The organism is Streptomyces sp. NPDC050433, assembly GCF_044458565.1.
Classification (GTDB): domain Bacteria; phylum Actinomycetota; class Actinomycetes; order Streptomycetales; family Streptomycetaceae; genus Streptomyces.
On sequence record NZ_JBITIB010000010.1, the window covers coordinates 36,679 to 50,928 of the forward strand.

At 72.2% G+C, this 14,250-nt stretch carries 12 protein-coding genes; 7 read left to right on the forward strand and 5 right to left on the reverse strand.

The features are described 5' to 3' along the window. Positions 1-93 precede the first annotated feature (93 nt). Positions 94-702 (forward strand): hypothetical protein, encoded by a 609-nt coding sequence (locus ACIBLA_RS14250; RefSeq protein ID WP_363244458.1) that lies wholly within the window; start codon positions 94-96, stop codon positions 700-702. 220 nt (positions 703-922) lie between these two features. Then, the gene (locus tag ACIBLA_RS14255) at positions 923-3,349 is read left to right on the forward strand and encodes a right-handed parallel beta-helix repeat-containing protein (RefSeq protein WP_399198687.1); all 2,427 of its coding nucleotides are present in this window, start codon (positions 923-925) and stop codon (positions 3,347-3,349) included. Here ACIBLA_RS14255 and ACIBLA_RS14260 read toward each other — a convergent pair. After that, positions 3,319-5,799 carry a hypothetical protein gene (locus ACIBLA_RS14260; protein WP_399198688.1) on the reverse strand — a complete coding sequence of 827 codons (2,481 nt, stop codon included), beginning with the start codon at positions 5,797-5,799 and terminating at the stop codon, positions 3,319-3,321. The two genes, ACIBLA_RS14255 and ACIBLA_RS14260, sit on opposite strands and share 31 nt — an antisense overlap. 185 nt (positions 5,800-5,984) lie before the next feature. Here ACIBLA_RS14260 and ACIBLA_RS14265 point away from each other — a divergent pair, with 185 nt between their 5' ends. The 3 genes from ACIBLA_RS14265 to ACIBLA_RS14275 all read left to right on the forward strand — a co-directional run bounded on the left by ACIBLA_RS14265 (position 5,985) and on the right by ACIBLA_RS14275 (position 7,875). After that, complete coding sequence (locus tag ACIBLA_RS14265) at positions 5,985-6,821, forward strand: DeoR/GlpR family DNA-binding transcription regulator (RefSeq protein WP_363244455.1); 837 nt, start codon at positions 5,985-5,987, stop codon at positions 6,819-6,821. Further along, entirely contained in the window at positions 6,818-7,285 is a 468-nt protein-coding gene (locus ACIBLA_RS14270; RefSeq protein WP_363244454.1) for an SRPBCC family protein, read from the forward strand. Before ACIBLA_RS14265 ends, ACIBLA_RS14270 begins: the two co-directional genes overlap by 4 nt. A gap of 110 nt (positions 7,286-7,395) precedes the next feature. Next, the gene (locus ACIBLA_RS14275) at positions 7,396-7,875 is read left to right on the forward strand and encodes an SRPBCC family protein (RefSeq protein ID WP_363244453.1); all 480 of its coding nucleotides are present in this window, start codon (positions 7,396-7,398) and stop codon (positions 7,873-7,875) included. A 39-nt stretch (positions 7,876-7,914) separates the two neighbouring features. On the opposite strand, the gene ACIBLA_RS14280 is transcribed toward ACIBLA_RS14275, so the two are convergent. Beyond that, a complete protein-coding gene (locus ACIBLA_RS14280; protein ID WP_399198689.1) occupies positions 7,915-9,024 on the reverse strand; it encodes a PLP-dependent cysteine synthase family protein in 1,110 nt (369 codons plus the stop codon). 233 nt (positions 9,025-9,257) lie between these two features. On the opposite strand from ACIBLA_RS14280, the gene ACIBLA_RS14285 reads away from it, so the two are divergent. After that, the gene (locus ACIBLA_RS14285; protein WP_363244451.1) at positions 9,258-9,575 is read left to right on the forward strand and encodes a hypothetical protein; all 318 of its coding nucleotides are present in this window, start codon (positions 9,258-9,260) and stop codon (positions 9,573-9,575) included. A 276-nt stretch (positions 9,576-9,851) separates the two neighbouring features. Then, complete coding sequence (locus tag ACIBLA_RS14290) at positions 9,852-10,412, forward strand: ATP-binding protein (RefSeq protein ID WP_399198690.1); 561 nt, start codon at positions 9,852-9,854, stop codon at positions 10,410-10,412. A 39-nt stretch (positions 10,413-10,451) separates the two neighbouring features. On the opposite strand, the gene ACIBLA_RS14295 is transcribed toward ACIBLA_RS14290, so the two are convergent. The 3 genes from ACIBLA_RS14295 to ACIBLA_RS14305 are packed head-to-tail and all read right to left on the reverse strand — an operon-like array spanning position 10,452 to position 14,202. After that, positions 10,452-13,022, reverse strand: a complete 2,571-nt coding sequence (locus tag ACIBLA_RS14295) for an ABC transporter permease (protein WP_399198691.1) — start codon at positions 13,020-13,022, stop codon at positions 10,452-10,454. After that, complete coding sequence (locus ACIBLA_RS14300) at positions 13,019-13,879, reverse strand: ABC transporter ATP-binding protein (protein WP_399198693.1); 861 nt, start codon at positions 13,877-13,879, stop codon at positions 13,019-13,021. Before ACIBLA_RS14300 ends, ACIBLA_RS14295 begins: the two co-directional genes overlap by 4 nt. Continuing rightward, positions 13,876-14,202 carry an SHOCT domain-containing protein gene (locus tag ACIBLA_RS14305; RefSeq protein ID WP_399198694.1) on the reverse strand — a complete coding sequence of 109 codons (327 nt, stop codon included), beginning with the start codon at positions 14,200-14,202 and terminating at the stop codon, positions 13,876-13,878. Before ACIBLA_RS14305 ends, ACIBLA_RS14300 begins: the two co-directional genes overlap by 4 nt. Positions 14,203-14,250 lie beyond the last annotated feature (48 nt).

Genomic DNA, 14,250 nt, shown 5'->3' on the forward strand with positions numbered 1-14,250 from the left:
GTCGCTCTCCCTTCCGCCCTTTTGTGCGTAAGCCGGCCCCCACGGGGCTATACGGACAGGGGAACGGACGGAAGACGGAAGGGGTACGGCGCGATGCGAGCTGTCGTGGGGCTCCGGCGCTGGCGGCACAATCCGCTGCGAAGAAAGACGGATCTGGTGGAGGCATGGGTCGCGCTCGGCGCCCTGCTGCTGATGGTTCTGGCCGTCCCGGCGATCGGCTGGATCTCGGGTGCGCTGACCGACGACGCGTTCCGCCGGACGATCCGGGCCCAGCTCGACGACCGGCACCGCGCGGAAGCCGTCGTGGTCCGCCATGCCACGGGAACCACCCGCGTCGCCTACGACCCGGAGGCCCCGACGGAGCGCGCGGGCGGCCGACCGGTGATCGCCAAGTGGACGGCTCCGGACGGCAGTCGGCACATCGACCTCGTCCGCCCGGCCTCACCGAATCTGCGGGCCGGCGACACCTTCCCGGTCTGGACCGACGACACCGGGCGGCAGGTCAAGCCTCCCATGGACCTCGGCTCGGCCCGTACGCACGCCGTGCTGGCGGGGATCGTGGTGGCCGCGGCCGTCGCCGGTCTGATCGAGGCCGGCCGGCGGCTGGTGGTGTGGCGGCTCAACCAGGTCCGGTACGCGCGGCTCGACCTGGCCTGGGCCCAGGCCGGTCCCGACTGGGGCCGTACGGGCGCCGGCAGCTGAGCGGGTCGCCGGGCGACACTTCGCCGGGCGGCTGAAACCACGCCGGACCACGGCCGGAACCAGCGCCGGAACCGCTCTTGGGTCAACTCAGGGGTGCCGCGCGCGCTACGGTGGTGCGACCCGGTCCTCTGACGCGGCCGGGACTTCCTTGAGTCGATCCCGGAGCGGGTCCGCTCGGCACAGCACGCGCAGGCGCACGAGGTGGGGACAGAACAACACCATGGCACAGGGCACCGTCCAGGTGACGCACACCGGCACCTCGCGTTGGCGCCGCCGCACCGGCGAGTACGCCTCTCTCGCCGCGGCCCTGGAGGCCGCGAGCGACGGCGACACACTCACCGTCGCGCCGGGCACCTACCGCGAGAATCTCGTCGTCATGCGCGCCGTCACGCTGCGCGGGCCCGAGGGCTCCTCGGGCTCGGTGCGGATCGCACCGCCGGAGGGCGTACCGCTGACGGTGCGCGCCTCGGCGACCATCCACGATCTGCATGTGGAGGGCCAGGACACCACCGCGCCCGCACTGCTCGTCGAGGACGGCACCCCGGAGCTGACGGATCTGCGGATCGTCACCCGCTCCGCCGCCGGGATCGAGGTGCGCGGGGCCGCGCGTCCCACCGTCCGCCGCTGCACCGTCGACAATCCGGCCGGTGTCGGTGTCGCCGTACTCGACGGCGCCGGCGGGGTCTTCGAGGACTGCGAGGTCGTCGCGGCCGGGCAGTCGGGCGTCTCCGTGCGCGGCGGGGCGCACCCGCGGCTGGAGCGCTGCCGGATCCACCACGCGTCGGGCGGCGGCCTGACCGTCACCGGCGAGGGCAGCGGTCTGGAGGCCGTCGGCTGCGAGGTGTACGAGATCAAGGGCACCGGCGTGCAGATCGCCGCGCGCGCCGCGGCCCATCTCACCGACTCCAGCGTCCACCGCACGTCGGCCGACGGTGTCACGCTCGACACGGACGCGGTGCTGACGCTCTCGGACTGCGACATCCACGACATCCCGGAGAACGCGGTCGATCTGCGCTCGCGCTCCGTGCTGACGCTGACCCGCTCCACGGTGCGGCGCTTCGGCCGCAACGGTCTCTCGGTCTGGGACCCGGGCACCCGCGTGGACGCCAACCAGTGCGAGATACACGACAGTACGGGCGACTACCCGGCGGTCTGGGTGAGCGACGGGGCGACCGTCGTCCTCGAATCGTGCCGGGTGCACGACGTACCGGACGCGCTGTTCGTCCTCGACCGCGGTTCGCGCGCCGATGTCGTGGACAGCGACCTCTCCCAGGTGCGCAACACGGCCGTGTCGGTGAGCGACGGCGCGACGGCGCAGCTCGACGACTGCCGGATCAGGGAGGCGTCCACCGGCGCCTGGTTCCGTGACCACGGCAGCGGCGGCACGCTCAACTCCTGCACCATCGACGGCGCGCAGACCGGTGTCATCGTCACCAAGGGCGCCGATCCCACCATCGAACGCTGCACGATCACCTCGCCCGCCGAGGCCGGTTTCTATGTCTCCGCCGAGGGCCGCGGCACCTTCCACGACTGCCGGGTGACGGGCAGCGGCGGTTACGGCTTCCATGTGATGGACGGCTGCCGTACGACGCTGACGCGCTGCCGCACCGAGCGCTGCGCGCGCGGCGGTTACGAGTTCCCGGAGGGTGCCGCGGCGGGTCCCGAGGGGTCCGGGGCCGGGCCGACCGTGGAGGACTGCACGAGCGACGAGAGCGGTGTGCTGGCCGTCGTGCCGCAGCCGGCGGCCGTGCTGACGGCCACTCAGACGACCGGGCTGCTGGGCTCGGTGCCGGCCCAGGGCGTGACACCGCCGGACGCGCCGCCGGCGGAGCCGGTCCGCGATCCGGGCACGGTCCTCGGTGAACTCGACGCGCTGGTGGGCCTGGAGAGCGTCAAGCGCGAGGTCCGCGCCCTCACCAACATGATCGAGGTCGGCAGGCGCAGGAAGGAGGCCGGTCTCAAGGCCGCGTCCGCCCGCCGCCATCTGGTCTTCACCGGCTCCCCCGGCACCGGCAAGACGACGGTGGCCCGGCTGTACGGCGAGATCCTGGCCTCGCTCGGGGTGCTGGAGCGCGGACATCTCGTGGAGGTCTCCCGAGTGGATCTGGTGGGCGAGCACATCGGCTCCACCGCGATCCGTACGCAGGAGGCCTTCGACCGGGCCCGTGGCGGCGTGCTGTTCATCGACGAGGCGTACGCGCTGTCGCCGGAGGACTCGGGGCGCGACTTCGGCCGTGAGGCGATCGACACGCTGGTGAAGCTGATGGAGGACCACCGGGAGGCGGTGGTGGTGATCGTCGCCGGGTACACGGTGGAGATGGAGCGCTTCCTCGCGGTCAACCCCGGTGTGGCGTCCCGTTTCTCACGCACCATCACCTTCAGCGACTACGACGCGGACGAACTTCTGCGGATCGTGGAGCAGCAGGCGGAGGAGCACGAGTACCGGCTGGGTACGGGCACGCCCGAGGCACTGCTGAAGTACTTCGCGGTCCTGCCGAAGGGGCCGACCTTCGGCAACGGCCGTACCGCGCGCCAGACGTTCGAGTCGATGGTGGAGCAACACGCGAGCAGGGTCGCCCAGTTGGCGGAGATCAGCACGGACGACCTGACGCTGCTCTACGAGGACGACCTGCCCGAACTGCCCTGACCCCGGCCGCTTTCCAGGCTCCGCGGGTCGGTCGCGGTACCGCCGCGCTGGCCCGGCAGTGCGGGCGGCAGCCGGTCGAGGAGCGCCGCGCGTTCCGACGCGAAGGCGGGATCGGCCTGGTACGCGGAGTGGCCGAGGATCGGCTCGGGGAGCGGGTGGCGCTCCGTACGGCCGTAGGCGAGCGGGTCCTTGAGCGGCCCGTGGTCCACGGCCGGTTCGCCGCCGTCATCGGCGCCGTCGCCGCCCTCGCCGCCCAGCCGGACCGGGCCGCCGATCGGGTCGGTGGAGCGCCACAGATTGCGCCAGCAGTGCACCTCCCTGCCGAGGTCGCCGAGCGGTGCGGCGCCGAAGTAGGCGGGGAACCAGCGGCCGTACAGCCGCTCAAGCGGTGAGCCGTACGTCAGCAGCGCCACTTGGCGGCGGGTGCCCTCGCGCAGCTGCCAGACCGCAGCGGCGGCCAGCACGCTGCCTTGCGAGTGCCCGGAGATGACGAGGCGTCCGCCGGTGCGGGCGGTCCAGGAGGCCATCCGCCAGGTGAGGTCGGGTACGGCGCGTTCCGCGTAACACGGCGGCGCGAAGGGGTGCGAGGCGCGCGGCCAGAAGGTGCCGACGTCCCACAGGATGCCGATGGTCCGCCGGGCGGACGGGTCGCGGTAGGCGCGCCGGCCCCAGGTCACGAACAGTATGAAGCCGAGGCCGATCAGCCAGGAGCCGACCGCCTGCGCGGTGTCGGCGGCCGACTGGATCAGCGCGGGCTCGCCCTCGGCGGCCCGGCCCGGTACGTCCCCGCTCAGCCAGGCCCCGAGGACGGCGCCGACACCGAGCAGGAGTGTCGCGCCGGAGAGGAGTCCGACCAACCAGGGGGCGGTGTCGGTGAGTTCGGCGCGGGCGCGGGCGCCGGCGATCCGGCGGGTACGGATTGAGTCCGGTGTGACGTTCTCCTCCCGTGACCCGTACTCCGCCTCCACGAGCGGTGCGAGACGGCGGGCGGTGCGCACGGTGCGTACGACGAGGAACACGAGCGGGACCAACAGGAGCACGAGCAGGACGGGGATGACGGCCGCCTGCCAGCTCAGCAGCACCGGCGGTCCGGGGATCGAGCCCTCTCCCATGCCGGGCGTCGCGGACCCGTCGAGCCAGTCACCCACGCGCTGGGCCACGCCACCGGTCATCACCCCGGCCAGTGCGCAGGCCAGCATGGCGACGGCGGGGCCGCCGAGGCCGTACAGCGCGATCCTGGCGTGCGGGGCGCGGCGGTGCAGGACGAGTGCCGCCACCGCGAGCGCGACGACGAGGGCGCCCTGGGCGAGGATCAGTACGGGGAACACGACGGAGCCGGGAAGGGTGCCGGAGGAGGTCCAGCCGGGGCGGGACCAGGCCGCGTACACCACCGCGATGCCGAGCAGGACCAGGGAGACGGCGGGCAGCCGGCTGATGAGCGCCTTGTCGAGGGTGCCGTCGCGCCTGCGCTCGCTGCGGCCCCTGCTGCACACCACCCAGAGCACAACGAGCCCTCCGGCGACGAGAGTTGCCTGGAGGAGCCAGCCGACGCTCTCGCGGACGGCGCTCGGCGCGCCGCGGTCGTAGCGGGCGGCGGCGCCGGTGACCGCGCCCGCGACGGTGAGGAATCCGGCGGCGGTGTGCGCGGCGCGCAGCCGGGCGACGAGCCGGCGCCCGTACCAGAAGCCGGGCCTGGCGAGTGCGGGGCGGACGGACGGCGCGCGGTCGGCGGCGCCGTCGGGGGCGCCGTCGGGGGCGGTCCCGGCCGGGCCTTCGTTGGCGTCGGCGGCGTCGGTGGCGTCCGTCGCCTCCGTGAGGTCGGTCGGCGGGCGCTGGGCCTCGTAGGCGCTCCAGGTCCGGTTGGAGAGATACCAGAGGAGGCCGACCAGCGCGGCGGGTACCAGCGCGGCCAGCGCGAGGCGGCGGCCGGGCTGCGCCCACCAGCCGTCCCGTGCGGCGGACAGGAAGCCGAGCCAGGCCCGTTCGTCGGAGCAGCCCGCGGAGCCCGCGCACTGCCAGGCCACCAGGTCCAGCGCGACCTCGCAGGCGGCTGCGGTGAGCAGCACGGTGAGCGTCAGGGCGAGCAGCCGTACCAGCACCCCGTACAACCGCTGGGTCCGGGCGAGCCCGTTGGTCGCCGGGCGCATCCAGTGCGCGAGGTTGACGACCATGAAGGGAAGCAGCAGCAGCCACAGGGCGCGCGTGCCGTTGCCTGAGGTGAGGTTGGACCAGCAGTACGCCTCCGCCACCGGCCCGTCCTCGTACCGCTCGGGGTGGGCCTCCGCCTCCTCGTCGGCGGGACGCCGGTAGATGGCCGCCGTCTCGTCGCCCGTGATCCGCACCGTGTACGGATCGGCGAGCATCTCCTGCGGGGTGGCGCCGCCGACGCCGTGGACCAGCAGTTCGAGCGCGGCGCCGTCGCTCCGGCGGACGGGTGGCTCAGGGGACACGTGGGTGACTCGCTCTCAGACGGCGTCTCGCGGGCGGCGGTTCGCTCTCAGCGACTCTCCCCTTGCCGGGCCGGACCGACACCTGCGTACGGGGCCCAACGCCGTGGGAGGATGAGGGATCGATCCTGTTGATCAGCTGTGTACGGCGCCCGCGTGGACGCCGCCGTGGAAGGACGGCCCCGGTGGTGAGTGACAACCAGAACCTCCTCGCGGAACAGCGGCGGGCCCTGATCCTCGACGAGGTGCGCCGGCGCGGCGGTATCCGCGTCAACGAGCTGACGCGCAAGCTCAACGTCTCCGACATGACGGTCCGCCGGGACCTCGACGCGCTGGCCCGGCTCGGCGTCATCGAGAAGGTGCACGGCGGTGCCGTACCGGTGGTGGAGGCGAGCACCCACGAGCCCGGTTTCGAGGCCAAGTCGGAGCTTGAACTGAGCGCCAAGGAGGACATCGCGCGGACCGCCGCCGCCATGGCCGTGCCGGGCCGGGCGATCGCGCTGTCCGGTGGCACCACCACGTACGCCCTGGCGCACCATCTGGTGGACGTGCCCGATCTGACGGTGGTGACGAACTCGGTGCGGGTGGCCGACGTGTTCCACGCCGCGCAGCCCGCCGGCACGTCGGGAGGTGGGCGCGCGGGCGCGGCCACGGTGGTGCTCACGGGAGGTGTCCGTACACCGTCGGACTCGCTGGTAGGCCCGGTGGCCGATCAGGCGATCCGCTCGCTCCACTTCGACGTGCTCTTCCTGGGTGTGCACGGGATCTCCGCCGAGGCGGGTCTGTCCACGCCGAATCTGGCCGAGGCGGAGACGAACCGCCGGTTCGTGCGCTCCGCGCGGCGGGTGGTGGTCGTGGCCGACCACACCAAGTGGGGGACGGTGGGTCTGAGTTCGTTCGCGACGCTGGACCAGGTCGACACCCTGGTGACGGACGCGGGGCTGTCGGCCGAGGTGCGTGAGGAGATCATGGAGCATCTGCCCGGTCTGGTGGTCGCGGGTGAGCAGGCGTCGGCCGAGCAGTGACCGTCTTCCGTGTCGCACGCCGTACGGAGCTGCCCGCCGACGAGGCCTGGCGGCGTGTCACGGACTGGCCGGCGCACGGGCGCCGGGTGCCGTTGACAGGGATCCGCGTGGAGACGCCGGAGCCGACCGGGACCGGGACGGTGTTCGTGGCACGTACGGGACTCGGACGCGTGCGGTTCGACGACCCGATGGAGATCGTGCGTTGGGAGCCGCCCGAGGCGGGGAGGCCGGGGCGCTGCCGGATGGAGAAGCGTGGCCGCGTGATCACGGGGTGGGCCGAGATCGAGGTGACGGAGGCGGCGCCGGAGAGCGGGGGCCGTACGCTGGTGTGCTGGGCGGAGGAGTTGCGCGTCGCGTTCCTGCCGCGCTTCCTCGACGGGGTGACCGCGAGGACGGGGCGCCTCGTCTTCGGCCGCGTCGTGGACGGCCTGCTGCGAGAGGGCCGTGCCCGCCGCGGAGCGTGATCCCGGCCCTGAGTATGCTCCGGTCTGTACGGCTCCTTCCGCACAGCGCCCTACCGGCACCGCACTTCCGCACACCGCCCTTCCGTCGATCGTGCAGGGACGTGATGTTCATGACCTCTCGTCAGCTCCGTCCCGTGGAAATCGAGTTCGCCCAATCGGCGCCGGTGCGCCTGGTGTTCACGGGTGAGATGAGCGCGTCGCCGACGGCCGTGTACCGGGCGCTGGCCGAGGAGACCGAGGCATGGCCGCAGTGGTTCACGGCCGTGAGCGCGGCGCGCGCGACACCAGGCGGCCGGGAGGTCCGCCTCCGGGTGGGCGGACTGTTCACGGAGACGGTCCTTCTGGCCGAGCCCGATGCCCGCTACGCGTACCGCGTCGACACCTCGTCCGCGCCCGGACCGCGCGCTCTGCTGGAAGAGTGGCGGCTGAGTCCCACCGATACGGGCACGCACGTGAGTTGGACGTTCGCGGCCGACGGCAGCAGGCCCTTTCTCCTCTTCCTGCGGTCGTCCCGCCCGGGAATGGGGCGCACGTTCACGGTGTCCATGCGCCGGCTGGAGCGACGGCTGACGGCTTCGTCCGCCGGCTGACCCGGCGCCCCGCTCCCACCGGCTCGGCGTCGAGCGGGCTCAGTCGGGCCAGGCGCCCGTCCGCAGGAAGTGGTCGATCGTGCCGGTGTACGGCGTGATGTCGATGTCCTGCGCGGTGAGCCAGTCGTCGGAGTAGTACTTGTCGAGGTAGCGGTCGCCCGGGTCGCAGATCAGTGTCACCAGACTCCCCTTGCGGCCCTCGGCCACCATCTCGGCAACGATCTTCAGCGCGCTCCACAGCCCGGTGCCCGTCGAACCGCCCGCCCTGCGGCCGATGGTGCGCTCCAGGACGCGTACGGCGGCGATGCTCGCCGCGTCCGGCACCTTCATCATCCGGTCGATGGCTCCGGTCACGAAGCTCGGCTCCATGCGCGGTCTGCCGATGCCCTCGATCCGGGAGCCCCGGTCACTGTGCGCCTGCGGGTCGCGGTGGGTCCAGCCGTCGAAGAAGCAGGAGTTCTCCGGGTCCGGGACGCAGACCATGGTGTCGTACTGCATGTAGCGCACATAGCGGGAGATCGTCGCCGACGTGCCGCCGGTGCCGGCCGTGGCGACGATCCACGCGGGCACCGGATAGCGCTCCAACCTCAGCTGCTGGTAGATCGATTCGGCGATGTTGTTGTTGCCTCGCCAGTCGGTGGCCCGCTCGGCGTAGGTGAACTGGTCCATGTAGTGTCCGCCGGTCTCGGCGGCGAGGTTGGCCGACTCCTCGTACATCGTGCGCGGGTCGTCCACGAAGTGGCAGCGCCCGCCGTGGAGTTCGATGAGCCGGCACTTGGCGGGGCTGGTGGTGCGCGGCATGACGGCGATGAACGGGACGCCGATCAGCTTGGCGAAGTACGCCTCCGAGACCGCGGTCGAGCCGCTGGACGCCTCGATGACGGGCTTTCCGGGGCGGATCCAGCCGTTGCAGAGCCCGTACAGGAACAGCGAGCGGGCGAGGCGGTGCTTGAGGCTGCCGGTCGGGTGGGTGGACTCGTCCTTGAGATACAGGTCGATGCCCCACCGTTCGGGCAGTGGGAAGAGCAGGAGGTGGGTGTCGGCCGAGCGGTTGGCGTCGGCCTGTACCTTGCGTACGGCGTCCTTGAGCCAGGCCCGGTACGCGGGGTCGCCGCGGTCCACGTCGATGGTGTGCTGCTGCTCCGTCATGCGCGCCGTCCCTCGTCCCGCCGGTGCCCGTATCCGGCGCAACAATAAGCCCTCGACCTGGGCAAACCGTACCTTTGGGTATCCATAGCCGCGCCTTGGAGCGGGGAGTCGCCGGGCGCCCGGCAGTGGTGGTGACGTGTCGTCAGGAGCTGTCGGGGAAGTCGCTCTGGCGTCCACGCGCCGAGTTGTGCAGACTTCCCTAGAGGGAACAGCACGAAGGGGGCGGATCAGCCATGGCGGAGCCGGAGTTCAGCGCGAGCGGCGTCGAGATCGAGCGCTGGCCCCGCTCGCTCACGAAAGCGGGCCGGGTGCTCATCCAGGACGGCAGGCTGGCGCTTCTGACCAGCTACGGACGGGTCATCGACAGCGCGCCGCTGCGGGCGGTGCAGGCGGCCAAGCCGTGGTTCCGGGGTGATGACAGCACGGTGGCGACGGTCAACGGCACGCGCTACCGGCTGACCATGGGCGGGGTCGGCAGACGGCCTGAGGGCAGACTGCTGGCCGGGCGCTTCCTGGAGACCGTACGCAGAGCGGGCACGGCGAAGACCTGATACTGGGCGCCACGCCCCTGGCCCTGTCCGCCGGACAGGGCCAGGGGCGTGGCTTGCCGACCTTGCCCCCGTACCCGTGAGCCGAGGACCGCAAGTCGGGGCCGCGAGTTGCGGTCCCGCAGCACGTGGTTCACTCTGGTGTACATCACTGAGGGTGAACCGGTGGTGACGCCGCTTTTCCAGCCCCCGCCGGGCAAGAACAGCAGCGAGCCTCGCGAGTGAGCTGCTGGATGTGATCCATGCCTTCTTCCGGACCTCAATCGGGGAGTCGCAGCCGTGATCAGCCAGCCAAGCAGGCAGTGCACAGTGCAGCTCCAGGCCCTGCCGTCGCGGATCCGCCAGGTCCGCAGAATCGTTTCTGCGCAATTGCGCTACTGGCAACTCGACCCACTCATCGACCAAGCGGCGCTCGGCGTGACCGAGCTGCTGACCAACGTCCACCGGCACGCTCAGCCGGACAAGACGTGCACCGTCGACATCAAACTCCTTCTCGACCGGCTCACGGTCGCGGTCCATGACCACGACCCGCGCCTGCCGACCGTCAAGGAGGCCGATCCGCTCGACATGTGCGGGCGCGGCCTCGCCCTGATCCAGGCCGTCAGCGAGAGCTGGGGCGTGCGCCCGGAAGGTGACGCGGGAAAGGTCATCTGGTTCACGCTGCCCGCCCCGTCGACCGCCGCTCCGCCCCGCCACCGGCTGTACGGCGCGATGACGGACGGACCCTTCTCGCTCGGACCTCTCACACACGGCTCCTTCGCCGACGGTCCCGTCGGGGGCATCCTGGCCGTGGCCGGGGAGCGCGAACACACCGCCGCCCGGTCAGCCGTCGTCGGCTGACCGGGCGGGGGGGGCGCCACACCCGGACCGTCAGCGCGTCTACTCGGTGGCGATGGCGCGCAGCACATCCAGGCGCGCAGCCCTGCGCGCGGGCCGCCACCCCGCGATCGCGCCGGCCGCCAGCCCGACCACGCCGATGAGCACCAGCTGCACCGGCGGCACGGCGAAGGCGAAGGCCGTGTCTCCCACGCTCTCGGACGCCTTGACGCCGACCCAGCCGAGCAGCCCGCCGAGCACCAGTCCGCCCGCCGTACCGAAGGCCGCCACCAGTACGGACTCCCAGCGGACCATGGACCGCAGCTGCGCCCTGGTCTGGCCGACCGCGCGCAACAGGCCCAGTTCCCTGGTGCGTTCGTGCACGGCGAGGGTGAGGGTGTTGGCGATGCCCAGCAGTGCGATGACCACCGCGAGCCCGAGCAGCGCGTAGATCAGCGTGAGCATCATGTCGATGGCACCGGCGGAGGTTCGCGCGTACTCGTCGCGCGTCTGGACGTCCGGATCGCCGTACGCCGCCGCCGTCTTCTCCACGGCGGCCGTCGCCTCCGCGGCCGGGACGCCGTCCTTGAACGTGACGGAGACAAGGGTGTCGGCGTCCTGGGTACGGTACGGGGCCCAGGCCTCGCGCGTGATGACGTAGTCGCCCGCGAGTTCGGCCTGTTCGTAGACCGCCTTGACCGTGAAGGTCTCCTTCGTGCCGTCGGTGAAGGTGAGTTGTGCCGTGCTGCCCCTCCGCAGATCCCGGTCGTCGGCCTGCGACCGCGACACCGCGATGTCCTGGTCGCCGAATCCGCCGAACGAGCCGTCCACGGAACCGAGTTCGAAGCCCTCGGCGAGCGCGGGCGGGTCGGTGACGGTCAGCTGACGGCCGGCGCCGTCGACCTCGGCCACTCCCCTGCCGAGCCCCACCGCCGAGCCCACTTCGGGGAGTTCGGCCAGGGCGGGCGCGAGCCGGGGGCTCAGCCCGCTGCCCCCGCCGCCGAACGCCGGCACGCTCACCGCCAGGTCGCCGGCGAAGGACCGGGACACCGTCTGGTCCATGGTGGCCTTCAGCGAGGCGCCGAAGACGGTGAACAGGGAGACCACGGCGACACCGATCATCAGCGCGGTGGCGGTCGCCGCCGTGCGCTTGGGGCTGCGCAGCGCGTTGCGCTTGGCCAGGGCGCCCGAGACGCCGCGCAGCCGGTCCAGCGGCCCGCCCAGGAGCCGTACGGCGTAGGAGGAGGCCACCGGGCCGAGCACCACGAAGGCGACGAGGGCGAGAACGGCTCCCGTACCGGCCAGCGGGAGGGACGGTGCGGCGAAGACACCGAGCAGGATCGCGCCGATCCCGGCCAGCCCCACCACCGTACCGACGACGCCTCTGATCCCGGACGCGGCCGAGTCGTCCACGGCTGTCTCGCGCAGCGCGGCCAGCGGCGCGGTGCGCCCGGCCCGTACGGCGGGCAGGAGCGCCGAGCCGAGACAGACGACCACACCGACGGCGAGCGGCAGCAGCATCGAGAGCGGGCTGATCACCAACGCCCCCTCGGGGAACGGGAATCCGATCACCGGGAAGAGGGCCTGGAGGCCCGCGGCGATGCCGATACCGCCGACCTGTCCCCCGGCCGACGCCACGAGCGCGACGACGCTCGCCTCGGCGAGCGTGCCGCCCACGACCTGGCGCCGGGAGGCACCGAGGGCCCGCAACAGCGCGTTCTCGCGGGTGCGTTGGGCGACCACGATGGCGAAGGTGTTGTGGATGGAGAAGGTCGCGACGAGCAGCACGATGCCGGAGAAGACGAGCAGCAGTGTGGTGAACAGGCTGAGGAACTGACCGGAGATCATTTCCTGGTTCTCGTCGGCGGACTCCTGTCCGGTGATCGCCTCCACACCGGACGGCAGGACCGTGCTGAGGGAGTCCACCAGTTCCCGCTGGCCGGTGCCGGGACCGGCGCGCACCTGGATGCTCGCCGCCTCGCCGGGCTCGGGCGTGAGGTACTTCTCCGCGTCGGCCCTGGTCATTCCGGTGTACGTGACCTGGGCCATGCCGTCCTCACCGCCGAAGGTCGCCAGACCGACGACGGTCACCCGCACCGGGTCGGGCGTGCGCAGCACGGTGGTGTCGCCGATCGCCAGCTTGCCGGCCTCGGCCGCACCGCGGTTGAGCACGACCTCGCCGCTCTTCTCCGGCAGCCGGCCGTCGGCGAGCCGGTAGGGGTTGAGCTGGGCGTCGTCGATCCAGTTGCCGGCGACGGTGGGCGGGCCCTGGCCGCCGACGGGTTTGCCGTCGGAGCCGACGAGTTGTCCCGCGCCCTCGATCTTGGGCGCGACGGCGGCGACGCCGGGAACCCGTTCGATCGTCTCGATCAGGTCGGTGCCGACCGGCTCACGGGTGCCGAGCGCGTCGCCGGGCACGGTCACGACGTCGGCGCTGCGGACGACGGCGTCGGTGCCGCCCGCCGCGTCGCCGAACATGGTGTCGAAGCTGCCGCGCAGGGTGTCGCCCATGACGAGGGTGCCCGTCAGGAGGGCCACGCCGAGCAGGACGGCGGTGAAGGTCCCCGCGAAGCGGCGCTTGTGGGCACGGAGCGAGGCGACGCTGATACGCAACGAGGCACGCGTCCCGCTCATGGCCGCACCCCCCGGCCGGCCTGTCCGCCGGGCGTGACGCGGTCGCGGTTGTCCCTGTCGGCGCTGTCGGCGCTGTCGGCGTCGAAGGCTTTCAACCGGTCGAGCACCCGCTCCGCCGTCGGGTCCGGCATCCGGTCCACGAGCCGTCCGTCGGCGAGGAACACGACCTCGTCGGCGTGCGCGGCGGCGACCGGGTCGTGGGTGACCATCACGACCGTGCGGTTCGTACGGCGCACGGTGCTGCCCAGCAGCCGCAGGACCTCCTCGCCGGAGCGGGAGTCGAGATTGCCCGTCGGCTCGTCGGCGAAGACGACGTCGGGGCTGCCCGCGAAGGCGCGGGCGACCGCGACGCGCTGCTGCTGGCCGCCGGACAGCTCGCTGGGGCGGTGGTGGAGACGGTCGCGCAGACCGACGACGTCGACGAGGGCATCGAACCACTCGTCGTCGCGCTCGGCACCCGCGAGGTCCATCGGGAGGGTGATGTTCTCGGCGACGGTGAGGGTCGGAACGAGGTTGAAGGCCTGGAAGACGAAGCCGACGCGCTCGCGGCGCAGCAGCGTGAGTCCGCGGTCGTCCAGTGTGCTCAAGTCGGTGTCGCCGATCAGCGCCGAGCCGGAGGTGAGGGTGTCGAGTCCGGCCGCGCAGTGCAGCAGTGTGGACTTGCCGGAGCCCGAGGGCCCCATGATCGCGGTGAAGCGGCCGACCGGGAAGCCGACGCTCACCCCGTCCAGGGCCCTCACCTCCGTGTCGCCCCTGCCGTAGACCTTCACGGCGTCGACGACACGGGCGGCGTCCGTGGTGACGGTGGTTTTGGTGGAGGTGGTCGCCGTGGAGGTGGCCGCCGTGGGGGTGATCACGCCGGACCGCCCTTGCCCGTACGGCCGAACTGCTCGTCCAGGACGGAGAGTCGGCGCCAGTACTCGTCCTCGTCGATCTCACCGGAGGCGAAACGCCGCCCCAGCATCGCGATCGGCGACTGCGCGTCGTGCGTGTCCCGTACGTCTCGCGCGTCCCGTACGTCGCGCCCGAAGCCGCCGGGCTGCCACGGGGGTCCGCCCCGGCGTCCGCGCCAGACGGTGCGGCGCAGGAGGGTGATGCCGCCGACGATCACGGCTGCCCAGATCAGCGGGAACAGCAGGATCCACGGGCCGGGTCCGCCATTGTTCGCAAGGGTGTTCATCCTGATCAACTCCTCGGTTCGCGACTTCCGCGACTTCTGTCGCTTTCG